Origin of the sequence: Enterococcus ureilyticus (assembly GCF_001730315.1) — a bacterium.
Taxonomy (GTDB): Bacteria; Bacillota; Bacilli; order Lactobacillales; family Enterococcaceae; genus Enterococcus_L; species Enterococcus_L ureilyticus.
The window spans coordinates 50,846-74,787 of sequence record NZ_MIKC01000040.1 but is presented as its reverse complement, the minus strand read 5'-3'; the positions used below and the strand labels follow the sequence as shown (position 1 = coordinate 74,787).

General features: G+C 33.2%; 25 protein-coding genes. 13 read left to right on the top strand and 12 right to left on the bottom strand.

The window, feature by feature from the left end; genetic code table 11:
• Position 1 precedes the first annotated feature (1 nt).
• On the bottom strand, positions 2–1,075 hold the full coding sequence (locus BCR24_RS13980; protein ID WP_069641132.1) for a hypothetical protein: 1,074 nt from the start codon (positions 1,073–1,075) through the stop codon (positions 2–4).
• Between the two features lie 236 nt (positions 1,076–1,311).
• Here BCR24_RS13980 and BCR24_RS13975 point away from each other — a divergent pair, with 236 nt between their 5' ends.
• The 6 genes from BCR24_RS13975 (at position 1,312) to BCR24_RS13950 (ending at position 6,713) form a co-directional block, all read left to right on the top strand.
• Entirely contained in the window at positions 1,312–1,671 is a 360-nt protein-coding gene (locus BCR24_RS13975) for a hypothetical protein (protein ID WP_069641131.1), read from the top strand.
• 93 nt (positions 1,672–1,764) lie between these two features.
• Positions 1,765–3,195 carry a hypothetical protein gene (locus tag BCR24_RS13970; RefSeq protein ID WP_069641130.1) on the top strand — a complete coding sequence of 477 codons (1,431 nt, stop codon included), beginning with the start codon at positions 1,765–1,767 and terminating at the stop codon, positions 3,193–3,195.
• Positions 3,196–3,527: 332 nt separating this feature from the next.
• Positions 3,528–4,877, top strand: a complete 1,350-nt coding sequence (locus tag BCR24_RS13965; protein WP_141707064.1) for a Rep family protein — start codon at positions 3,528–3,530, stop codon at positions 4,875–4,877.
• Positions 4,840–5,217 (top strand): hypothetical protein, encoded by a 378-nt coding sequence (locus BCR24_RS13960; protein ID WP_069641128.1) that lies wholly within the window; start codon positions 4,840–4,842, stop codon positions 5,215–5,217. Before BCR24_RS13965 ends, BCR24_RS13960 begins: the two co-directional genes overlap by 38 nt.
• Before the next feature lie 86 nt (positions 5,218–5,303).
• Entirely contained in the window at positions 5,304–5,504 is a 201-nt protein-coding gene (locus BCR24_RS13955; protein ID WP_239574007.1) for a DUF3173 family protein, read from the top strand.
• 3 nt (positions 5,505–5,507) lie between these two features.
• The gene (locus BCR24_RS13950) at positions 5,508–6,713 is read left to right on the top strand and encodes a tyrosine-type recombinase/integrase (RefSeq protein WP_069641127.1); all 1,206 of its coding nucleotides are present in this window, start codon (positions 5,508–5,510) and stop codon (positions 6,711–6,713) included.
• 176 nt (positions 6,714–6,889) lie between these two features.
• Here BCR24_RS13950 and BCR24_RS13945 read toward each other — a convergent pair whose 3' ends face one another.
• From BCR24_RS13945 to BCR24_RS13925, 5 genes are all read right to left on the bottom strand, one after another.
• Positions 6,890–8,137, bottom strand: coding sequence for a hypothetical protein (locus BCR24_RS13945; RefSeq protein ID WP_069641126.1), 1,248 nt, complete (start codon positions 8,135–8,137; stop codon positions 6,890–6,892).
• 278 nt (positions 8,138–8,415) lie between these two features.
• Positions 8,416–9,405, bottom strand: a complete 990-nt coding sequence (locus tag BCR24_RS13940) for a DUF2971 domain-containing protein (RefSeq protein WP_069641125.1) — start codon at positions 9,403–9,405, stop codon at positions 8,416–8,418.
• Positions 9,406–9,829: 424 nt separating this feature from the next.
• Complete coding sequence (locus tag BCR24_RS13935) at positions 9,830–10,684, bottom strand: hypothetical protein (RefSeq protein WP_069641124.1); 855 nt, start codon at positions 10,682–10,684, stop codon at positions 9,830–9,832.
• Between the two features lie 909 nt (positions 10,685–11,593).
• The gene (locus BCR24_RS13930; protein WP_069641123.1) at positions 11,594–11,827 is read right to left on the bottom strand and encodes a helix-turn-helix domain-containing protein; all 234 of its coding nucleotides are present in this window, start codon (positions 11,825–11,827) and stop codon (positions 11,594–11,596) included.
• 104 nt (positions 11,828–11,931) lie between these two features.
• Positions 11,932–12,156: a helix-turn-helix domain-containing protein gene (locus tag BCR24_RS13925; protein WP_010761745.1), complete on the bottom strand. Its 225-nt coding sequence runs from the start codon at positions 12,154–12,156 to the stop codon at positions 11,932–11,934.
• 131 nt (positions 12,157–12,287) lie between these two features.
• Here BCR24_RS13925 and BCR24_RS13920 point away from each other — a divergent pair, with 131 nt between their 5' ends.
• On the top strand, positions 12,288–12,515 hold the full coding sequence (locus BCR24_RS13920) for a hypothetical protein (protein ID WP_069641122.1): 228 nt from the start codon (positions 12,288–12,290) through the stop codon (positions 12,513–12,515).
• A 359-nt stretch (positions 12,516–12,874) separates the two neighbouring features.
• On the opposite strand, the gene BCR24_RS13915 is transcribed toward BCR24_RS13920, so the two are convergent.
• Genes BCR24_RS13915 through BCR24_RS13900 form a run of 4 tightly spaced genes read right to left on the bottom strand, consistent with a single transcriptional unit; the run spans position 12,875 to position 15,262 of the window.
• Positions 12,875–13,237: a hypothetical protein gene (locus BCR24_RS13915; RefSeq protein ID WP_069641121.1), complete on the bottom strand. Its 363-nt coding sequence runs from the start codon at positions 13,235–13,237 to the stop codon at positions 12,875–12,877.
• Between the two features lie 13 nt (positions 13,238–13,250).
• A complete protein-coding gene (locus BCR24_RS13910) occupies positions 13,251–14,633 on the bottom strand; it encodes a T7SS effector LXG polymorphic toxin (protein WP_069641120.1) in 1,383 nt (460 codons plus the stop codon).
• Positions 14,626–14,988 (bottom strand): hypothetical protein, encoded by a 363-nt coding sequence (locus BCR24_RS13905; RefSeq protein ID WP_069641119.1) that lies wholly within the window; start codon positions 14,986–14,988, stop codon positions 14,626–14,628. The genes BCR24_RS13910 and BCR24_RS13905 overlap by 8 nt, the downstream gene beginning before the upstream one ends.
• A 7-nt stretch (positions 14,989–14,995) precedes the next feature.
• Positions 14,996–15,262 carry a DUF3130 family protein gene (locus tag BCR24_RS13900; protein ID WP_069641118.1) on the bottom strand — a complete coding sequence of 89 codons (267 nt, stop codon included), beginning with the start codon at positions 15,260–15,262 and terminating at the stop codon, positions 14,996–14,998.
• Between the two features lie 295 nt (positions 15,263–15,557).
• On the opposite strand from BCR24_RS13900, the gene BCR24_RS13895 reads away from it, so the two are divergent.
• The 3 genes from BCR24_RS13895 to BCR24_RS13885 all read left to right on the top strand — a co-directional run bounded on the left by BCR24_RS13895 (position 15,558) and on the right by BCR24_RS13885 (position 17,793).
• On the top strand, positions 15,558–16,331 hold the full coding sequence (locus BCR24_RS13895) for a helix-turn-helix domain-containing protein (protein WP_069641117.1): 774 nt from the start codon (positions 15,558–15,560) through the stop codon (positions 16,329–16,331).
• 65 nt (positions 16,332–16,396) lie between these two features.
• A complete protein-coding gene (locus BCR24_RS13890) occupies positions 16,397–16,753 on the top strand; it encodes a VOC family protein (RefSeq protein WP_069641116.1) in 357 nt (118 codons plus the stop codon).
• 458 nt (positions 16,754–17,211) lie between these two features.
• The gene (locus tag BCR24_RS13885) at positions 17,212–17,793 is read left to right on the top strand and encodes a helix-turn-helix transcriptional regulator (RefSeq protein WP_069641115.1); all 582 of its coding nucleotides are present in this window, start codon (positions 17,212–17,214) and stop codon (positions 17,791–17,793) included.
• Between the two features lie 128 nt (positions 17,794–17,921).
• Here BCR24_RS13885 and BCR24_RS13880 read toward each other — a convergent pair whose 3' ends face one another.
• Complete coding sequence (locus tag BCR24_RS13880; protein WP_069641114.1) at positions 17,922–19,430, bottom strand: DUF1846 domain-containing protein; 1,509 nt, start codon at positions 19,428–19,430, stop codon at positions 17,922–17,924.
• Positions 19,431–19,860: 430 nt separating this feature from the next.
• Positions 19,861–21,135: a RidA family protein gene (locus BCR24_RS13875; protein ID WP_069641113.1), complete on the bottom strand. Its 1,275-nt coding sequence runs from the start codon at positions 21,133–21,135 to the stop codon at positions 19,861–19,863.
• A 391-nt stretch (positions 21,136–21,526) separates the two neighbouring features.
• Between BCR24_RS13875 and BCR24_RS13870 the strand changes: the two genes are divergently transcribed.
• The 3 genes from BCR24_RS13870 (at position 21,527) to licT (ending at position 23,870) form a co-directional block, all read left to right on the top strand.
• On the top strand, positions 21,527–21,853 hold the full coding sequence (locus BCR24_RS13870) for a winged helix-turn-helix transcriptional regulator (RefSeq protein ID WP_069641112.1): 327 nt from the start codon (positions 21,527–21,529) through the stop codon (positions 21,851–21,853).
• A 90-nt stretch (positions 21,854–21,943) separates the two neighbouring features.
• Positions 21,944–22,552 carry a hypothetical protein gene (locus BCR24_RS13865; protein ID WP_069641111.1) on the top strand — a complete coding sequence of 203 codons (609 nt, stop codon included), beginning with the start codon at positions 21,944–21,946 and terminating at the stop codon, positions 22,550–22,552.
• 469 nt (positions 22,553–23,021) lie between these two features.
• Complete coding sequence (gene licT / locus BCR24_RS13860) at positions 23,022–23,870, top strand: BglG family transcription antiterminator LicT (RefSeq protein ID WP_069641110.1); 849 nt, start codon at positions 23,022–23,024, stop codon at positions 23,868–23,870.
• The last annotated feature ends 72 nt before the right edge of the window (positions 23,871–23,942 follow it).

Sequence of the window (23,942 nt, the reverse complement as noted above, 5' to 3'; positions counted from 1 at the left end):
GTCATGCGTTTTTTTGATTGAAAAATCTAATATCTAACTTATTCATTTCATAAATTAACTCTTTTTGCACATCATAATCAACCTGTTCAGTGATTACAGTTGATAACGTCTCAGAGTACTTTATTCTAATTAATGATGATTTCTGATATAAACCATTTCTTTTTTTCACAATATAGTTCTCATATTTTTTCAACTGATATTTTTGAAATTCATACAACTGTTGCGCAATTTTCTCATTCTCGCAGTTAGTTTCAGATTTAAGTATCTTTCTAATTCTATCTAAAATCTTTTTGGTCTTGACAAAAAAAACTATAGGTTGTTTTATTTCATCAATCATATCATATAATTTATCTACATTAATAGTAGATATAGCTTCTATTTTATTGTTATTAATGAACGAACAAACTATCTCCAAGCGGGCTATTTCCATAGTTAAAGCATCAATGTTCCCTTTGAGATCCTGTGCTATTTTCTCTTCGAGTATTTCCAGAACTTCAAAGATAGCCAAATACTTCATATTTTCTTTTTGAAACTTATTCAATATATCATTTTTTGTGAAAATCGAAATATAAATTTGCTTAGATGGATATGTTTTATTTTCAAGGTAAAGCATTAAACTATACACATAATCATAACTCAATAAGAATTGAGGCCTTCCAGATTTTACTAAATAACCATCTGGCCTCATCCCTTCTTCATCATCTCTCTTATTTATAATCACGAGTTTCCCACCAACTCTTTCAATCTTTTCCTCCTTTCCATCAATTTGTTGAGGTTTAGGATATAATTCTGCTTTTGAATTGCTACTATAAATTCCGTTATATTTTGGAAAGGTTTTAATGTGCTTTTTAGTCATCCCATATACTTCCATATAACTAGTGTCCTCTACATTTAGCCTCTCTTTCTTATTTAGTTGATACTCCTTCGTTATCAGATAATCATTTCTAACTATTTCAGTAATTGTTTTTCTAGAATAATTTAGCCAATCACCTCTGTGATTATTGTCAGAATTAGGGTGCTCATTCAGCTTTTCTAAAACTTCTGAAATTGTATAATATTCCTTATCCTTGATCATACCTTCACTCCTCAATTATAACTATTAATTAATTTTATCACGTAATCACATTTAGAAGAGAAATTTCCTTTAAACACTAGCTCTATTTTTTTCTTTTTACAGCATTTGATCGATTACTGATAAAACAATGTAAACTGATGTCATAAGTTAATTGCGCAATTACTTAAAAATTTAGCTACTGCTTAGCTATGAAAAGCAGAACAAATAAATTAATTTTATTTGAATGAGGAGAAACCATGTCACTAAAAGGATTAACACAATTTTCAATGTGGAACTGGCAAAAATTTTCAGAGGGGAAGACGTACTTGGTAACAAACGTTTTACCGTGGGTCGATTTTGAAACGAAAAAAAATTTAGGAACAAAAATTGAGGTCGTTATTTTAGAAGACAACACAATTTACGCTTCTAAAAAAGATGGTACAACTTTCAACAATAAATTTGAGAAACTGACTATCAAAATTAAAGAGAACGTAGATGTTCCTCTAAATTCTAAAGTCACTTTTGAAGGTGTAGTTGCTAAAGTCTATTCAGAATTTCAGAATCAGCTTTCAATTGTTGCTGAAAAAGTCACTGTTCTTTCTAAACTTAAAGAATAAACCACTGTAATTGATACTGTTAGCGAAAAAGAGAAGTAACTTTTTTCTTTTTCGTTACGTAGTATAAAAACTACAATTGAAGGATGTGACTGGATGAAACACTATGTAGTGAACAAGAATGAACGAGATGCAAAACAACGACTTACTGACCGAATCTCGTTTCACGAAATACTTTTAATTACATTAACTACAGTTAGTTGGTTTATTCATACCCGCTCGAAGGTATTAATGCTAGAGCAATTCTATTCAATTGATACTGTAAAGAAAATTTCTACTGTAGCTCTTGTAGTTTTCAGCATTAGTTCAGTTAGTTTACTCAGCTACAATTCTTACCTATTTTTAAAAACTCTACTATTGAAAAAAAATAAAAATCCGATGTATTGGTTCAAAGAATATGAAGTGCAAATCAGGCTTAATGAAGCGTTTAAGCGTATGAAAATGACTAATAAAATTCAGGGTGTAAATGGTTTTGAGATACCTTGCACACGAGTCAACTGGCTAAAAGATAGCAAAAACTATCAAATATTTATCGAAGTGCTACCCGCAACTGCTGGAAAAGAAGATGAAATTATTCCAGCTTTGAATGCTGCATTAAAAGGCTCACTCGAGAGGTTTGCAGTTTCAGATATGTTAATTTCAGAATCTGGAAATTGGGTAGAATATCTATTTGAAGATGTACTGATAAATAAAAATTGGACTGTTAGAAACATTAAAGAGTTGAAACCTTCAAAGCATTATGTCTATAAATTAATGAATAATTTAACAATAGATATTCGACAACATAGTCACATGCTGCTCACAGGTAAGACATCTTCTCGCAAAACAACTGTAATCTTTTCATTGATGGCACAATTTTTCTTAGACTCATGTGAAATTATCATCGTTGATGTTAAAAATGAGTTCAGCATGTTTAGCAGTTTTTTAGAAGAAGACCATATTGTTACAAATGCAGATAAAGCACTTGACCTTTTAGAACGATCTGTTCAAACAATGAACGCAAGACAGTCTCTAGTAACTGAGTATGCGACAACATACGATAAAGCAGGTACTACAGCTGGTGACTTAAACATGCGTCCATTAGTCATTATTTGTGATGAAGTAGCCGCTTTAATGCAGACATTTGAATCAAAGAAAGATAAAGATAAATTTATGTCTTTATTATCTCAACTCGTTTTAAAAGGACGTAGTGCTCTAGTTAGTGTAATATTCGCAATGCAACGCCCTGACAGCAATTCGACGATAACTGGGGCAATACGTGATCAATGTTCTTTTCGATTATTATTAGGTTCAAGTACAAAAGAAGCGCGTCAGATGGTTCTCGGAGAAAGCTTTGAAAACGTAAAATCTAATGTAAAAAAAGGAGAAGGTTATTATCTTCTAGATGGCTGCACTAATCAGCCACAAAAATTTCATGTGATGGATATTTACACATATCAAATTGCACGACCTTCTTTGATGAAAAAGGCGTATGAGATCGGTAAATCAGAAGACGCGTACACAAATTATGATTTTGATATCTTTTGAGCCTATATCTATCAACGCCCTATTATTGACAATTTTAGAAAATAAGCTATCTCATTCATGAAAAACTTTTGTGCTCGTAGCAACGTTTAGTTGTGAAGAGCACAAAAGCTTCATTCAAAAGAGTGATAGCCAATTTTTATAACAAATCGTTATTCTATTGGGCGGTAGGACTTGATATACCGCCCAAACATAATAGCCAAAAAAACACAAGAATCGTATCCACAGTAGACTTCACATGATTTTTACGAAAATTATCGTTATGACCGTTTCTCATAAAAAACATAATCGTAGCAAGGTTCACACATGAAAATGTACAGGAGCGATTGAAAGGAGTGCTTACAGTAGTGTCAAAGAAGAAAGAAGCGAAAAAAGCTATCAATGTCATGTACACGCAACAGTTCATACATTTTCCACGAACTGTTAAGAAAAAAACTCTTGATAGTCTATTAAAAACAATTAGAGAGAGGTTAGAACCAATCAAATATGCGGCGATTATCCACGATAAAGATATGTCAGAAGATGACTCTACAAAACTTGTTGAAAAACACGTGCATGTCGTCATGCAGTTTAAGTCACAACGTAGTTTGACCAATCTCGCAAAATTACTTGAAGAACCAAATGGTTCAATGTTTGAAGCGTGGAAAGGAGACGTAAATAACGCATATTCTTATCTCGTTCATCAAACAACTGATGCTAAAGATAAATTTCAGTACGAACCAGAAATTGTGAAAGCTAACTTCGATTATATCGAATTGCTAAACTCTATTACGAAAACTGTAGTAGCTAAAAGCGGTTCACATGATAGTCAAGTCATCAAAGATACCCTCGATTTGCTAGGTGCTGGCGCCATCACAAAAAAAGAAGCTGAGGACAATCTCACGGGCGCACAATACGCACGAGCACGTCCACAAATTGAGAATGTATATAAACGCTATTTAGAGCAAGAAGCTGAGAAATGGCGAATTAATAAAAAAGAAAGTGGCGATTCAATCACAGTCATTTGGCTTTTCGGTCCAGCTGGCAGTTCTAAAACTCGCTTAGCTAAGCATTTTGCTGAATCGTTTGAGAAACCCTATTTTTTCTCGGGAAGCTCGAACGATGCTTATCAAGGATATGAAGGTGAAAACATCGTGATTTGGGACGATATTCGCCCAAACAAGAAGATTCAGTACGATGATCTACTCCGCATGCTCGACCCGTTCGGATTAGAGAAAATGGCTCCATCGAGATACCAAGATAAACAATTAATGGTAGATACTTTCATTATTACATCTATCTATAATCCTCTCCAATTTTATCAGCAAATTTTTGGAGACATGTTCTTCACAAAACAAGATTCTTTCGAACAATTAAATCGAAGAATAAAAGTAACATGCAAAATTGATAAAGAAAGTTATGAATTAGTTCGATACGAACCAACATTAAGGGATTATATCGTAATACCTGATACAAAAAAAAGAAATACTTTAATTGAGGATGCTATATCTCCCGCAGATGATGGGTTAGATATTTATAATGAGTTGACAGATTTCGCCCCAATAATTACGCAAGAAAAGGATAATGTCGACGACGATCCTGAGTATGATCCGTTTGCATCTTTTGTGGATTACAATGGTACAGCCGAAGTGAGAGGAGGTGATAATCATGGATACAATCAACCGAATCATCAACCACGATATTGAAGAATTTAGAAAAGTTTTTGAACAAATGTCGATGCAATCAAAGTTTGAATATCATGTTATTTACGCATATGTTTGTTCTTCCGCAGCAGTTCCTAATTCAAGAAAAATTCAATTTTTTAAAGAATTATATCAATATTGGGATCAGTTAAACATTAAGTTAAATGACGAAGATGTGACAATATCTGACGAAATATTAGTGCAACAAAAGAAAAAATTTGATGAATTATTGTCATCAAACCGAGAAGATATTCTATTTTATCAATATTATAAATTGCAACTAATTTGTAAATTAAGACCACAAGAAGCCCACTACTTCAATCTTCCTAGGGATGAGCAGTAAGCTTCATTAACAAAATATACAAATAGCAGTAGTCATAGCTGCTGCTATTATCGCATATATAAGTGATGAAAGAAAGCAGGAATCTTATGTATAAAAACAACATGGTCTCAAAAGTAGACCTCGAAAAATTAGGATTTAAAAAGCATCAAGCTACTACGATTATTCGACAGGCTAAACTTAAACTTGTAAACAGTGGTGTAGCCTATTATAATAACAAAAGAGTGGGAATTGTCCCACGAAAAATAGTTGAAGAAATTATCGGTGTTCCTCTCGAATCGGAGGAATAACGAATGGCAAAAACAAAGTACCCTTGTGTCTATCAAGATGCTAAAGGTCGTTTTTCATATCTAATTGAACTTGGTTTAGACAAAACCACTGGCAAACGGATTCAGAAAAAAGGGACGAAGGATCAATTAGGGAAACGTTTTGCAACCGCTAAAGAAGCGCATAAAGAAGTGACTCGAATCAAAAGTGAATACATGAAAAGAAATGGCTATGCTAACTATGACTTGACCTATGATGAATTTATGGAACATTCCTATATTCCTCATTATAAATCATCTGTTCAGCGTAGTACATGGAGCTCTCGTGAATGTGGACTAAAGCAAATCACTGATTACTTTCATGACAAAAAGCTACGAGATATCTCTGTAGTAGATTGTGAAGGCTATCGAATTTGGTTACTAACCAAAAGTGGCTACTCCCAAGCGTATAGCTCGCTCATGTATGGCATGTTTCGCAAGTCATTAGATTACGCTGTTTTATTAGAGTTTCTCACTGAGAATATCTCTAAACGAACAAAAGCAATCCCTAAAGGAAAATCAATTGTAGCTTATTGGACAAAAGAAGAATTTGAAAAGGTCTTATCTGTCATATACAAAGAGGATTTCTACGAGCATATGTGCTTCACGATGATTTGGCTATATTATATGACAGGCATTCGTGTTAGTGAAGGCTTAGCATTAAATTGGAACGATGTTGACTTAAAACGTCAAAAATTACGTATTCATCATACATTAGATATGAAGAATCATAATGACTTCGCCAGAAAGCCTTATACTAAAACTGAAAGTGGTATGCGTGTTATCTCATTAGATGATGATACTGTTCGTATCTTGGCAGAATGGAAAAAAATCCAAAAGAAGCATGGTGTAGAACAATTCATTTTAAGCTATACTGACTTGCCATTGTATCGTTCTACAGTACAACGTGTCATTGAACGCTATGCAAAACTAGCTAAAGTTCCTGCTATTCAAGGCAAAGGATTGAGACATTCTCATGTCAGCTACTTGATCAATGAATTTAACGCTGATATTCTAGTTGTCTCACGACGATTAGGTCATTCTAGCCCAGAGATCACACTCAAGCATTACGCTCACCTGTGGAGTAGAAATGATGAAGGCATCGCCGAACAAATGACTGGCAATATTCAATTTACTTTTGCTAAAGAATCAAAAGTTGCAATTTTTAATGGAAATCAGGCAGTAAAATTTTAACCCTACCATTTCCCTACCAAAACGATGTTTTCTGGTGATAAACGTTGATATAACAGCGTTTAAAACTTAAAAATTACGTGGAGTGGGAATAAGATAAAAAGAAAGCCTAAGCGTTGCTTATTACAACGCTTAGAGCTTTTTTATTTTATTTTGGTACCCTTTTTGGTAACTACCCTTTATTTTTCTAAATCAATAAGTAATTCATCCAGTTGCTCACTCAAATAATCTGATGGGGTAAATTCATTTCCACTATCTTGCCATTTTAACATTTTAATCAAATCATCAATAGTAAGAGATAAAATTAGTTTACCATTTTCTCTAAGTGTACCTCTAATGGCTTTTCCTGCATTTTCATCCTCTCCTTTTGGAGAAATCATTATTGCAACTGACCTCAATACCTTTGCGTAGAGATATTTTTCGGTAGTATATATTTCTTTTTGAGTAATCCTTTCTTCATAATTCTTAAATTCAAAAATTATATACCTTGTTTCAAAATGGTGTTTCAAAATATTCCAAAAATCATGAGAACTTTCTGTCTTAATCTTACAAATTAAATCAAATTTATACATATTACCACTTGACCCTCGTTGATCATCCCATAACATTAAATTATCATTTAATAATTTTTTTAAAACTTTAACACATAATTTTTCAAATTCTAAACAATTAGATCTCCCTTTAGGCTCCCAAGATTCTAATTCTTGAATGTAGTCATGATTCGATTCAGATTTCAAAGGTAATGCCTTCTCATCTTTAAACATTTCTTGTAGGATACTATCATTAAAATTAGGAAATAAAAACTCTTCGTCTTCCGTTGAAAAACTCAATAATGAAGTTAATTCATCAGTTAATAAATCATTATTTCTAGTTAAATAAAACAAATTTCTGACATCAATTATTTCTATAAACTCCAATTCAGGTCTTCTTTCTATGAAACTTTCAATTCTATCAAAATCAACTACGTTTCCGACTATTATTAAGAAAGTTTTATCTTCCGACATCTTTTCGGAAAACTCTCTTTGAAATCTCTTTGCTGAGTTAAGCAATTGACTAAAAGATATTTCTTTTGTACTGAAACATTTAATTTCTACTATTATCTTATTATTTAAATAAAAATCTGCCTCTGGAGGTATTCTCATCTCTTTAAACTCACTAAAAATATAATTACGTTTAATATCTTCAATTTGATAATACTCTAATAACTTTAATACAAAATCTTCAAACGCAAATCCTCTCAATGCATTTTTTCTGTGTCTTTCATTGTAAGATACCTTTTCATTTTCCATAAAAACCCACCTTTTTTTACAATTCACAATAATTATAGCACTATTAAATTCTGAATCATCATTATTTTTACAATGTTGATTTCCATTCCAATTAATTAAAGATTCTTTAGAGGTTTTAATATTAATTTTACCACTCAAAATTTCAGCAACCTTCCTATCAATTGTTGGATATAAATGAGAATAGGTACTAATGTAATTTGAATATCTGAATGCCCTAAACGTTTCTGCACTGCTAAAGAATTGGCATTTAACTCATTAATAAGCAAACTTGTATGACTATATCTTAAACCTTTTGGCTGTATTTCCTTTACTTTCGCTAACTTACCATGTAATCTTTTTTAACAGAAACATACTTATTAGACTTTTAGCTAAAAAATTAGTTCTTCGGAATAATCTTCTAGTCCAATTAATTATTTTTAAATATATTCAAACGATGTATGAAAAACTCTTTCAATAATTTCTTCGAGTTGAAAAGAAGATATTTTATTTTCTTCAAATTTTTCAAAATATTTTGATAACTCTTGAATTTCGGAGTTTACGATATTATTCTTTATAACATAACCTTGTTCATTTGAATCTACATATTGAATTTTGATATCCTTATTACACAATGTATCTAGTAAGGTTCTCTTCAGTTGATTTATTTTATTATCCTTTTCATTGATAAAATCTTCAAAAAACCTCTTACCTAAAATAATACTTTTAGGCTTTCTAAACTTCACAGATAAATAATTCTCGTTAAGAAATGGTAAACTAAGAACAATTCTATGTTCTTCCTCAAAAGACCATTGATTAGATTTCAAGAAAATATTCAAATATATAATATTCTCAATACTTTCATCATCATCAAAAAAATTTATTGAGTTAGTTTTATTAGAATAATAATTTGGTGAATAAGTAACACCAATTAGAGTATCTTCTAGAAAACTATCCGTCTCATACTCTATGGCAATTCCTCTATTTGAATCACCATAATGACCCCACATGTATGACTGGTTATTCCCTTCAGATAAACAACAAACCATTAAATTGTTGCCATAACTTTGAAGATTCTTAAATTCAGTGTTGGCAATTTGTTTCATAGCAGCATCATTTGATAATGTTATCTCATCTGAATTTGGAAAGATTTTTTTAAAATCACTTTCTAATTTCAAATTATGTTGTTTTAGCATTTCAAATACAATTTTTTTTGAAATAGAGATGGAGTCATCATAATCATTAAATGTTTTAACTTTTGAAAAGGATATTTCATCATTCTCTATGTTTTTCACTACAAACTCGTTAACAGATGTAAACTTAAATATTCTAGACGGTATTGGTTTTAACAAATTAGACTCAAAACCTTCTTCAATATATAAGTCATTGACTTGTCTTAATAAACTTTTACTAATAAATGAGCTGTTCACTGTATTCCCTCCTCTATTACACAATTCAAACGTCCATGTGCTTCTCATAATTATAATATGATTAAAATTTTGCTATAATATTTTATCCAATATATTCGAATTTCGTCCAATTTATGTTACTCTTTTACTTTCTCATCTAGCCTAAGTGTGAATAACTATATTGATTCAATGAACGTATGATTGTTACCAGAAATCTTTCAATTATATAAGAATTCTGTGCCCATAACCTTTACAAACTGCTAAAAATCGATATTCGATTACCTTTTAACCTAGAAAATATAATAGAGTAGGAAGAAGACTACAAAGTTTGGGCTTCCTTAATTTATAGTGGTTCCATCCAAACCATTTTCTTGGTCTATGATAACAGATTATCTTACAATTATTGAATTGTCCTTTCCAAAGTTATTAAGTAGCTGAAATCAAACTACTTAAAAGATGTAAAATCAGAATAAATGGAAAGAATTTGTCCTTTGTTCTTAACAAAAGATTCTGTAATATTTTGTGGAACTTCTTTATCTAGAAAATCAAAAGAATTTATTTGTTCAAAAACTACCGGAGAATAAAATGGCTTTGGATTAATACTTCCCACGATAGAATGTTCACTTCCTGATTCCTGTCGAGAAATAGGAGTTCCTTGCACAGTTAGTAAAACAATGCTAGGATTACTTTGTTTATCAATGGTAAGCAAGTAGATATCTTTTATTTTCTCATTATCTTGTGAGCTATAATTAAGTTCTGTAATTATTTCAGCATTAGAAAGTCTCCTATTATTGACACCAGAAACGGCTATTGAAAGTAGATTGTACAGATTTAAATTTGATTGAAGATTAAAATTCAACTTATGAAAATCTGTACTAGTTATCGGTTCATTATCATGATTTGTATAAATTAAATACAGATGCTGTAGAGTTCCAGAATTAATATTCAAAGTTAAAGTTAAACCAAATGAATACTGATATTCTCCCTCATATCCTTTTTCAAATTGTATTTGATTACTCGTAATATACTTTGCATCGAAATCTACTTTATAATCAATCTTTTCTTTTTCTGTTTTCATAAGCTCTTGAATATTATAAGTCATTGGTACTGCTACTATTAGAGTTATAATAATTGTAAGCAGGCGTGAAAAAATCGATTTGAAAAAATTTTTCAAAGCATTTTTAACCCGTATTATTTTGTACCATTTTTGATTAACTATTTTTTCTTTCTTTGAAAATCTCAATTTAATATTCACAGTTTTCTTTGTTGAATTTTTTTCTTTATTCGTAGTTTCTTCCATCAATCTAACTCCTTATTAAAACAAACGCTTAGAAATATTATTATATCATAATGACTAAAATTATTCGAAGTTTTATTGACAATTTAAACGCTAGGCAAATTTATACAACTTATCTATTTTCATATTATTTTGATATAATGTAATTATGAGTTTTACTAACTATCTTACTGCCATTTATTATCATTTTATAAAATTGAAAGGAGACAATCGTTATCGAAAATACTAGTATACTTACTATATTAATTAACATTTTGAGTTCTTCTTTAGTCACTATTATCTTATCAACTCTATTTTTAGAACCTTTTAAAGATAGAAAAAAATATATATTTAAAGAAAAAAGAGAGTATATGAATCAATAACGATTTTTTCTCAAATTGTTCTCTCCCCTAAAGAAGCTAAATTTTTTTTAGGCGTAGCAAGATACGATATTCAAGAACTATCTGAACAACAACGTGTAGAAAATGCCTTAAATGATTTAAAAATATCTATTCCAAAGTTACAACTTATTACTAAGAACTCTAATGTAGTCAAAGAAACCATTAATTTTATAGAACAAAAAAATGAGAAATCATTCAATCTTTTGGTGGCTACTTTGAGAAAGGATTTATTCAAATAAATTTTAGTTTAGCAAGCTAACTCACTTCAGTTTGCTAAACCCACTTTTTACGACCAACTGCACAAATTGTTTCCTCACAAAAATTATGTGTACTTGGTTTATTTAGACTCAAACTAAAAACAGAAGTATTCCGTGTTGGGATACCTCTGTTTTTTATTTATACTGTTTTTCTTCTTTTTGGTACTGATTCTTTTAAAGAAAAGTACAATAAATTTATTCTAGAAAGACTTTATAATTCAAAGATGGGCTCATTCAACATACGGACCAATCTAACAACCTTTAACTACATATTTTCATTTCCCCTTCTTATTCGGAAAATGCACTTTCACATCACTAACCCCACAAATATAATTCATATCAACATTATAAAATTTTGCAAGTTTAATCATAGATTCTAAAGGGATTCTCGTCTTACCATATTCGTAATCAGCATAAGTTCTCTGACCCACGTTTAACAACGCTGCAACTTCTCTCTGTGTATAATCGTTATCCTCACGTAATTCCCTTATTCGCTTAATATAATCCATAGCCATCCCTCTTTTTGATTATTCTATCCTAGAGTTATAAACTCAACCACTGTTTAGAGCTATAAACTCTTAAATTAGCTATCTATCATTTAGCATTAAACTAACTATTTTTTAGGAAATGAGTTCTTCACATTACTAATTCCACATATATAATTCATATCAACGTTATAAAATTTAGCTAATACAATCATGGAATCTAGAGGTATTCTCGTTTTTCCATATTCATAATCAGCATAAGTTCTTTGTCCAACACTCAACAACGCTGCAACTTCTCTCTGTGTATAATCATTATCTTCACGTAATTCTCTTATCCGTTTTATATATTGCATGACTTGTCTCCTTTTTATTTATTTTACGATAGAGTTATAAACTCTATTGACTTTTAGAGCAATAAACTCTAAAATAGGTTTAAGAGCAAAAACAATGAATGAAAAAAATAGAAATCATTAGGAGGTTCAACATGGCTCACCCAGTAAAAATAATCACTTATCAAGATCTACACAAACTAAATCATTCAATCCAACAATTAAAGAACTGGCACGAAACATTCCGTTCACAAAAAAACAACACCCAAAATCATTCTATTCCCGATAACCTCTTATATGAGCATGAGCGAATACTAAAAACATTAGCTCAAGAAACACAAAAACTTAAAACCAAAAAGAAACTGAAAAATATTTTAATTTAAAATCCTAGCAGCAAAATAGGATTTTAAAGTTCATCAGTATTAGCCGAACTGATACTAATGAACGATAGATTTAAACAAGTAGTTGGCTATCTAACTACTTGTTTCTTGTGTTTTAGCACAATTCATTTTCAACAAAAAAGCCTAGAGAAAATTCCTCTAGACCTCATTATTGCATTCACGTCTTGAATATCCACTACAATTAAATTTTTTTCTCGTGCATATTCATTTATTCTTGTAATTAGTTCATCTTTGTATGAATATTCCACAAACGGAATTTCACGCTGATCATTTATTTCATATTCTGGAAAAATAAAGAAATTCATTGGATAATACTTTAGGAAAGTGAAGAAACTACTATTTTAATAAATATCAATTCTTGAAATATCAACTTCTAAATAATCATTTTTGTCAATGTCCTTAGGTATGTCGCCATCAGATATATCTATTTTAAACTCTCCTATTTGTAAAATCTCACTGTCCTTATCTACAAGTTTACCTTGAATAGAGTAGCTACCGTTTTTTTCATCTATTACGTATTCCTCATTGAAGCTTTTCACGATATTTCTAACATTAAATCCATAAAGAATATCTGAAAACGTATCACCTTCTGAAAAATTACAATCACTACAAAAACATTCAATAGAATACGTACCATCTGAAAGTAAAATATCTGCCTCTCCTGAATCTATATCTATCCAATTCACTTTTTTTACAATAATCATCTTATATTACCTCCTACGGTTTTAACCCTAAACTAGGTGCCTTTTTAGCAAGCTCTTTTACAGATTTCAAATGTAACGTTGTTATATTACCTGTTGTCCTATCTAATCCAACAAAAGCATATTTAGCACTGCCTTCACCACTAATAAGTTTGACATAACCGTTCATTTCAGGAACAAATTGCCCTTCATTAATTACATGATTTGCATCACTTAAATAATCAGCTACAGTGTAATTTTTTTTGTTTAAAGCCTGTTTCATTTCAGAACCATGTTTTGAAAAATGAATCTCTAATTTTTCAGAACTTCCAAAATTAATTCCAACTTTCCCAACATCTTTCCCTCTATCAACAGTCTTAACAACATCCGCCGACTTCTCAAACTCTTTCAACGCTTCCCACTCTTTAACAGTCAACTTAACTGCATCCAGCGTATAATCGCCATTTCTAAGCAACTTAGCCGACTTCAAAATATCTTTCACTCGATCGATTGGCAATATAGCTAACAACAAGAAAACACCTGAAGATGACCGCTGCATCGTCGTAGAATCTTTCCCAAATAGAATCTCAATATCATCAATATTCGTAAGGATTTTAAAAATCTCTGGTCCATACTCTTTAAATAATTCAACATTATGAACACGAAACAGTTCATGTAATTCTTTGGTTCTTTGAACATCCAATTTCCCATTACGATAAATCTGGTATTCGACGCCATTCGATAATTCTTTGATGACCACATCAATTCGGTCTTTGGGTTGTTCTTTGTTAAAGTCCTTTAGTGCTTTATACCATTTTTGATTTTTAAAATCAATGGTTTTATAACCATCTTTCCCGCCTGAAAAATTCCCGGCACTACCTAGAAAAGCTAACCCTTCGGCAATCGAAGTAATAACTGTCTGCACGTCTGAGAAATCACTGCCATGTGATGCTTCAAAGGCGCTATATTTTTCGAGAATCTCAATTTTCTTTGCGGTTCCTAGCATACTTTGTTTATTAAAAAATTGGTTCACAAATGGCACATCTTCAAAGGCTTTTGCCAAAGCTTCCATGATCACATCATTTTCTGCTTGTAAACGACGTAACTCAGCTTTTAGCCCTTCCATTTTTGCGGTATCTAAATCATTTTCTGCTGGTCCAACTTCTGAGGTAAAGGCGCTCAAATAAGAGGTGATCGCATCGTCAAGGGTATTTAAGGCATTGCCCACTGTCGTTGATACTTCTGAGTAGGCATCAAAATAACTTTTGGTCGAATCCCACCCTGTACCCGATAATTTCCCTGCACTTTGAAACGCTTGTTGCGCCTCTTTAAAGGAATTTAGTTGATCTAATACTGTTAAACGTAGCGTTTGGACTTCACTGGCAACGTTTTGCCATTCCGTATATCTAAATTTAGGCATCTTCTTCCTCCTTTTGTGCTTGTTTCTTTTTTTGCAGCCATAGGAGGTCGTCTTCTGCTTGGATTTTTTTACGTTCTGTTTCACTTACTAATTCTGTTAACTCTTCTTTGCCAGCATCAAAGGTTCTGAACGCTTCTGTTCGTTCATCTTCTAGCATTTCTAAATCTATCCTGGCTGAACGTTCTGCTTCTGTTCCTTTGCTGTAATAGAGAAATTCTTCTAATATCGCTGCTTGTTGTTGGTAAACACGCTGTAGATCATTGAGTAGAAAATCACTTTCGGTATCTTTTTTTTTTAACTCTATTTTTCGACCTTCATATTCTTCGATTTTCATTTGTAGTTGTTTTTCTTCCATAAAGCACCTACTTTACTGCATTTTTTTCAGCCTGTTTGATGGCTTGATGTATTTTTTGTAAGTTTCCAATGTCTTTAGACGCATTGCTTTTAAACGTTGAAACAATGGTACTAAGCGAAGAAACACTGCTTTTCATTGCACTAGCGGCGCTACTTTCAGAAAAACTCATGCTACTTGCTTGTTTTGGTTTGAATGATAGGGATGAGAGGCTGCTTGTAAATTTACTTGTTAAGGAATTTACGGTTGCTGCATCAGTACTGATTTTATCTGCCATCTGAATGTCTCCTTTGATTGATTAGTTGATTTTACCCTCGACATAATATTTATCTTTTTAGCTAACTTGCCCAACCATATCATTAGTTTTAAACATATTATGTAAGATAAGAATACCATATTGGTAACTATAGACTTTATCAACTTATTCAGTGTACTTGTAACTTTTTGATAAACCATTGAATCGTTTAAATTTTATTGAAAAACTCTTTCTTTTCGTGCAAAATAAGTAATTGATATAGCTTATTTATTGACAAGTCTTTTAGAAACTAGCGCTCTGAGAAGGAGGAACAAAAATGAAAACCAAAATGCCTGAAATCCTTTCTTTCATTTCAGAAGAAGCTGTTGATAGAAAAATGACCAGTGAGGAAATTGCCGTTCACTTTAGTTATGATAAACATCACTTTAGTCGGAAATTTAAAGAGATAAATGGGTTCAGTGTTGCTGAATTTCTCTCTAGTTTAAAAGTTGAAAAGGCGATCTTTGAACTTGATGAAGAAAAGCGAATACTCGACCTACAAGAACGTTCAGGTTTTGAAAGCAGCGGTAGTTTCACGAATACGTTTAAAAAATATACAGGTAGTTCTCCTAGAGCGTACAAGACTGAAATGAGTGCCCTTTTTGATGATATGAAACGTTTTGAAACGAACGATAAGGATCAGTCAATCGCGCATTTTGAAGAAAAGAGTCAGTCTTTTTGCACCGTAACGATTGAAGTACCTGATGGATTTGAGATGGGGATTATATTTATTGGACTTTTCCGGACACTTATCCCGAATCATCTGCCTATATCTGGATTAGCGACTAAAAATTTAATCGAAAATAAATTGAAAAATATTCCAAGTGGAGACTTTTATTTATTAGCTTGTGGGATAAGCCGTTCCACTAATGTTCTATCTTACTTTAACTTAGGCAATAGCTTGAGGGGGAAAGAAGATGAAAAGTTATCTTTTCCAAACTGTTCTGGCAATCATTACACGATTAAGCTGAGAGAACCGATACCAGAAGACCCACCCATATTAGTGAATGTGGGGAAACTTTTGATCTCCCGTTTAAAAAACACAATCTAGAATAATATTATTTGATCGTGAAATGATAAACTAGTCGTAAGTTGATGGAATGGAGGAAATTAGTTATGGGCTTAAATGTAAAGAGTATCACTGTAGGTCTACCAGTAAGTAATTTAGAGGAAGCTGCAAGTTGGTATGAAAAACTTCTTATGAGTGAGGAAAAACTTATACCTGTTGAAGGCGTTATTGAGTATCCAATTGGTTCGGTTTGGATTCAACTTTTTGAAGAAAAAATCAATGTTTCAGAGAACGTTTTACGTTTAGAAGTGGAAGATTTAGACACAGAATTTGAACGTTTAAAAACACTTGGCGTAATCGTTGACGAGGCGATAGAGGATGTATCAGGTATCATTCGATACGTTGATTTCTCTGATCCTGATGGCAATAAGTTATCGTTTTATTGGTTATACGCTCAAGAATAGATTTAAACAGTGTCTATATAATGAATATCACGCTAAAACGACGGATAGATGATTCGTCGTTTTTAAATTTTAGAAATAATGCTTAAGTGGAGTAAAATATAACACTGAACTTGCCAATTAAGTGGAACAGACTAAATAATAGCACTCCCTTCAAATTCTTTTTTAACTGTAATTAAGTGTGCACTTGTGTCATAATTATTTTTATAGGGTAACTTCATAAAGCTCAAATTTGCAAAACCTTGACTACTTAATTCTCTACTATACATAAAAAATAAGTATCGGAATTGTTATTCTAGACACTCGTTCGCTTCATTGAACCCTATTCTAAAAAAACAGTTATATCAACGTTTCTCCCAATGTAAACACCTGTATACACCCAGATTTCTGCTAACGTACACGCCTATTGACAGACAAAATAAGCCCTTGTGTATTATCTTATAATCAAAGGAGACAGCAAAATGAACTTTAATAAGCAATTAAAAATTTATCGTGAAAGAGATGGGTATTCTCAAGAGGAACTTGCAGAAAAAATCTATGTTACACGGCAAACAATTTCTAAATGGGAGAACGATCATACTTATCCTGATATTCATAATTTGATTGCACTGAGCACTCTTTTTGATGTCACCTTAGATGAATTAGTCAAAGGAGATGTAGAAATTATGAAAAACACTCAAGATATTGAAGCAGAAAGAATGAATCGACTCTCTTGGGTTATGCTTTTATTTATTGTGCTAGCGGTTTTATCCATTGGACCGGCTCTATTACTTTGGGATTGGTATGGCTTAAGTATTCCTCTCGTTCTTTGGGCAATTTCTATGGTGGCTGCTCTAAAAATCGAGAAAATCAAAAAGGAAAAAGATGTGCAAACCTATAGTGAAATTGTGGCTTTTATGGATGGGAACGATCTTGAAACGGCGAGAGCCAAACGTGATAAAAAAAGGGATCGTTGGAATAAAGCAAAAATCGTTGTTGGCTTTTCATTAGTAGCTGGAGTACTTGCTACAATTAGCTCATTTTTGTGGGTTTGGCTTTCGTAAAATTACAATGCGTTTATAATTATGCTCTTAGGTTAGACAAAAACAGTCGCAAGCTGATAATCAGCTTGCGACTGTTTTTGTCTAATCATTATTGTCTTTTTGACTATCGTCAGCCTCTCGCAACCACTCTAAATATAATACAAATTCTCAGACGGATAAACTGCATCACTGGTAATATCTAAGCCTAGTTCTCTTAACGTTTGTTCATCATTCTTACTCAACATCACAGTAGAATGTGCTTGTACACCATTCAATTCAGATAATTTATCATATGCTAATTGTGCTGTCGGGTTCGTCACCGCACTGATTGCTAAAGCAATCAATATTTCATTGGCTTTCAAAGCCGTTATCTTACTGTGCAGCTCTTTTTGTTTCATGGTTTGAATCGTTTCAAGAATCACTGGCGATAATAATAAAATTTCATCTGAAATATTGGCTAACATCTTAATCGAGTTCAAAATAGCTGATGAACACGAATCCATTAAGCTGCTGGTTCTCCCTGTTACAATTCGACCATCTTGTAACTCAAAGGCAATAACGGCAGGGGTATCATTACTTTGGGTTTGTTCTCTTAATTGCTCTGAATATTGTCTGGCAGGAAGTACTGCTTTGCGGTCTTCTTTTTTCAGTTCCACTTCTTCCATGATCAATTTAATGCGATTAACAATTTCCTCATCGATCAAGCCTTTTTTAAAGTCACATTCTGTGGCAAAACAGCGACGAATGATTTCTTGCTTAGAGGCTTCTTTCACCACATCATCATCGACGATCCCAAAGCCGACACGGTTAACGCCCATGTCTGTTGGTGATTGATAGACAGATTCTTCTCCCGTAATTTTTTCGATGATCCGTTTGATTACAGGGAATGTCTCAACATCACGATTATAATTAACCACAACTTCTTGGTATTTATCAAAGTGGAATGAATCAATCATATTCACATCTTTTAAATCAACGGTGGCTGCTTCATAGGCAATATTTAAAGGATGCTTTAATGGAACATTCCATACTGGGAAGGTTTCAAATTTTGAATAGCCAGCAGTCTTACCATTACGGCTTTCATGATATAGTTGGTTCAAACAAGTCGCTAATTTCCCGCTACCAGGTCCTGGTGCTGTAACCACCACGATTGGTTTTGTTGTCGGGATGTAGTCATTTTTACCAAACCCTTCTTCACTGACGATTTTTTCAAGATTTGAAGGATAATCTTCGATTGCTGCATGTTTATAGACTTTGATATTTCTTCTTTCCAACTTGTTGATAAACATTTTTGTAGAAGGCTGTCCACTGTAGCGTGTAATGACCACACTATTGACCGCTAAGCCGTATTCTCGCAACTCATCGATTTGGCGTAAAATATCCATATCATAGGTGATTCCATAATCGCCACGAATTTTGTTACGTTCGATATCACCAGCATAAACACAAATCAAGATCTCTGCTTGCTCTTTTAATTTTTGCAAAAGTTTAATTTTGGCATCTGCGTCAAAGCCCGGTAAGACACGTTTTGCATGCATATCACCGATTAATTTACCGCCAAATTCTAAATATAATTTATCATAGTGGTCGACTCTTTCAAGAATATATTTTGATTGCTCTTCGATGTACTTTTGTGGATCAAAACCCAGTTTTTTCACGTGAGAACCCTCCGATATTTGTATACTGCCATCTATTATAAACTTATTTGCTACTGATTACGACAGAGAATGTTACTATTTTATCTTTAAACATATTTTATATAATTGATTACCAAAATTTCAACAGTGACTAGCAAAAAAAAAAACGATGCGTTAATACGTGAAGTATTGATGAATATAAATAACCTAACAGTACCATTTGATCTGCCAGATGACGTATTTATGATTAAACCACGTTATAACGGTAGGTTAGATGCTATCAGCGAGGTCATCAGGTACTCAGTATTTTTGAATAATTTGATTCTATACACAGCAATGCATGAGGATAAACCAGTTTTGAACAAAAAAAATCCGTCAATAATCGATGGCTACTGCATAAAAAAATGCTTGAAGAGTCCCTTCTAAGGGGATCTCTACAAGCATTTTTTAGTTATTGAGTAACAATTGGAGGTGTTCCTTCCGCATTCCCAACAATGGCATCGATTTGGATCAACGCATCTTTAGGCAACTCCGATACACCAACCACTCTTCGTGCAGGTACACCATCTGGGAAGAATCTTGCATAAACCTCATCTACTGCGTCCATGTCTCCGATATTCTTAACATAGATGTTCACTTTGACCACATCCTCCAGCACATGATCAACACTTTCGATGATGGCCTTGATATTCTCTAAGCACTGACCAGTCTGCTCTTTTATCCCACCGATAATCCTCTCATTTGTTTTTGGATCAATCGGTAATTGTGCGGAAATATTATTATAATGTGAAAACGCAACTGTTTGAGTTGAGAATGGACATTTTGGCGCTTGTTCGGTATTATTTGCTTCGATGATCAGGCCATGTCTGTCTTCAATCGCTTGGGGCGGTGTCCCATCTCCGTGCGAAACGACTGCTTCAATTTGAACTGCAGCCCCCATCGGCAGATCTTTTACTGCAACCACTGTCCGCGCTGGAACATAGGCCACTGTTCGCGCAATCGCTGAATCTGGAAAAAAGGTTGTATAGATTTTGTTTACAGCGTCCATCTTCGACAAATCTTTCAGGAAGATCGTAATTTTAACGATATCATCAAATGGAACATCGATACTTTCTAAAATTGCCTTGATATTTTTCAGACATTGACCAGTCTGTTTTTTAATACAACCTGCTACCACTCTACCTGTTTTAGGGTCGATTGGTAGTTGTGCAGATACATTATTGTAATGTGAAAACGAAACTGTTTGCGTCGACACTGAACTGGTTGGCGCATTTGATGTATTGTTGGTCAGTTTGATCAAATCACCTGCTTGAGGTGCATTTGGGATCGTCCCTTCACCATTTGAAACTAAGGCTTCGATTTGTACTAGAGCGTCCATTGGTAAGTCATCTACCACTACTACTGTTCTTGAAGGCTGATAACTTGTGAAAATCGAAGCGTACACTTCATCAACTGCCTCGATATCTTTACTCTGTTTCACAAAAATAGTTATTCGAACAATATCACTCACTGCATGATCAATACTTTCTGCAATTGCCTTGATATTTTCAAAACACTGTTCAGCTTGCTCCTTAATGCCTCCTGCTACCAATTTGCCAGATACTGGATCGATCGGTAATTGTGCTGAAAAGTTATTGTAGTGAGAAAAAGCGACTGTTTGTGATGCTAGTGGATTCTGCGGTGCATTTTTCGTATTTCTTGCTAGTACTGCGTTATCATTGCTCATATTCCTATTCCTCTTTTCTTTTAGATACATTCCAATAAAAAATATTCCCCCTAAAAATGATAGCGCTTCCGTATTTGGTGGCCATAAAATAATCATTTTTCCCAAATAGTGCCCCAGAAAGCATGATAGTTTCTCATCGATAGGTTCATCATTTTTTACTCTTCTGCTTTTCATTATAAAAATCATAACAAATTGACAAAAATTATATCACTCATTTCAGTCTACAATAATAGCGCTAACATTTCAATAACCTATTTTGAAATTTGTAGCGTCCCAATTTTGACTTTTACAATGAAAAGTTGATTTTCGGTCTTAAACATGCAACAATTCTTCTATATAAGAGTCACTGCTATAAGCTGACTCATTTTCAAATGTTAGGAGAAATTTTGAAATGATAAAAAAAGAAGAAATGCCGCTTTGCGACGTGGCAACGACCGTTCAGTTGATTGGAAGTAAATGGAAAACATTGATCATCCGCGATCTAATAACAGGTCCAAAAAGAAATGCCGAATTAAAACGATCGTTAACAGGCATTTCCCAAAAAGTCCTGACAGAAAGTCTCAATTCAATGATTCTAGATGGTATTGTGGAGCGAATCGATTTCCAAAAAGTACCCCCTCATGTTGAATATCAATTAACCTCCTTGGGAGAAAGCTTATTACCTGTTATTGAATCCATGAGACAGTGGGGACAATTTTATAAGCAGCAGCTTAGATAGATAGTTACAAATTAGTGCCTACTTAACATTATCAAAAAAATTGTCTATACTTTATGAAAGATCACAACAATGATTATGGAGGCGTTTTAAATGAATACTGAATCTACACCGATCGAAGCAGTTCATACCGCTGTTGAACAGACTACACTAAATGGTGAATCCGTTTTAAGAGTCGTGAAGAAAGATAAAATTATGGAATTTGATGAAAATACGTATGCAAAACTAAGCGGCTCAACTTTTCATAATGGAACAATCGAAGTCAAAATGTTAAGTCGCTTATTGCCAGATGCACCAGATTTCGCGCGAGGATTTATCGGTATTGCCTTTCGAATCAATCAAGAGGATACAAAATTTGAATCCTTTTATGTAAGACCAACCAACGGTCGCGTCGATGATCCTGTCCGAAAAAATCGTGGGGTGCAATATTTTTCCTACCCCAAATATACCTTTGACTATTTCCGAAATCTTGCCATCACTGATTTTGAGGGGCCAGCTGATATTGGACTAGATGAATGGATCAGCTTAAAAGCAGTGATCAATGGAGCTAAAGGAGAATTTTATTTGAACGATAGTAAAGAACCTGCATTAGTAGTAGAGAATATGAAACATGGTGCTGATGCTAAAGGCGCAGTTGGTTTCTTCGTTGATATCGGTACCGAAGCCTTCTTCAAAGACTGGAAGATTACAGCAATCGATTAGATCAACATGTTTCAGATACTCATAAGTTCCTTCGTAATTTGCGAATAAAAAAGAAAGAAACCGTAAATCCATTCGGCCTAACAAAGGATTTACGGTTTAAATAAAAAAGATTACTATCCTCTCGAATAAAGTGAGTTAGCCGTACTATCATAACTATCGGTCAAAACTCAACTAACGAGTCAGTGTTATCGACACTGGCTTTTTCCGTATAAAATACCTACTTTACAAGATTGATTGTAGTACGTCCAGTCTACTCATTACACAGCAATCTCCATTACTTTTTCTATTCTTCTATAGTCAACTCCTTAAAAACCCATTGACAGCGCTTTCCTTATAGTGTATATTTGCCTTGTTAAGTGGATAGTGATTATTAAGTTAAGCTAAACCTAAACAACGCCTTTTTAGGCTTTTGTTTGGGTTTTTTTCTATTTTCAATCTCTTTATTCAGGAAAACGGGAGGTCGGTTTCTTTGGAAATTCTAAAAATTTTAAATAACAATGTGGTCATCGTTCATAATGAAGATCATGAAGAAGTCATCCTTATGGGCAATGGCTTGGGGTTTCAGATGAAGGCCGGATCAGACGTTGATGAGGCTAAAATAGAAAAAGTTTTTAAACTTGAAAACCAAGCGGAGCCTGAGCAAATCGAACAACTTTTTGCAGAAATCCCTGAAGAAATCATTGAAATTTCTTATAGAATTATATCTCATGCTAAAGATGCTCTAAATAAAGAATTGAATGAATCCTCTTTTATAGCGATTGCCGATCACTTGCATTCCTCTATCCAACGGACTAAGAAAAATATTCAAGTCAAAAATTTTTTATTATGGGATATCAAACGCTTTTTCCCAGTTGAATTAGAAATAGCACGTGCTGCCATCCAAATGGTCAACCAGCAATTAGATGTGGATTTGACTGATGACGAAGCTGGTTTTCTAGCCTTGCATATCACGAATGCCCAACTCGACAGCAATCACGAAGATGCGATCAGTCTGACACAGTTGATTGAAGAAATGTTGACCGTCATAAAATATACCCTTCGAATCAATTTCGTTGAAAATGATCTTTACTTTCAACGTTTTATCACACATTTAAAATTTTTCACTGAACGAGTATTGCAAGAAAATACTGCTGCACGTTCTGAAGAACAGGTGGAAAATGAGCTATTTATACTCGTTACCAAACAATATCCCGAAGCTTTTGAAGCAACAAAAAAAGTTGCGGAACTATTAATAAATCGACGTAATTATACGATGTCAAAAGATGAACAGGTTTATATCACCATACATTTAGCCCGAATCATCGACAAAACGTGTTAGCTAGAGAGTAATTCTCTTCATCTAAATACTATCTCGAAAAGGAGCGTAGGAAACTTATCGCCTGTGGAAAGG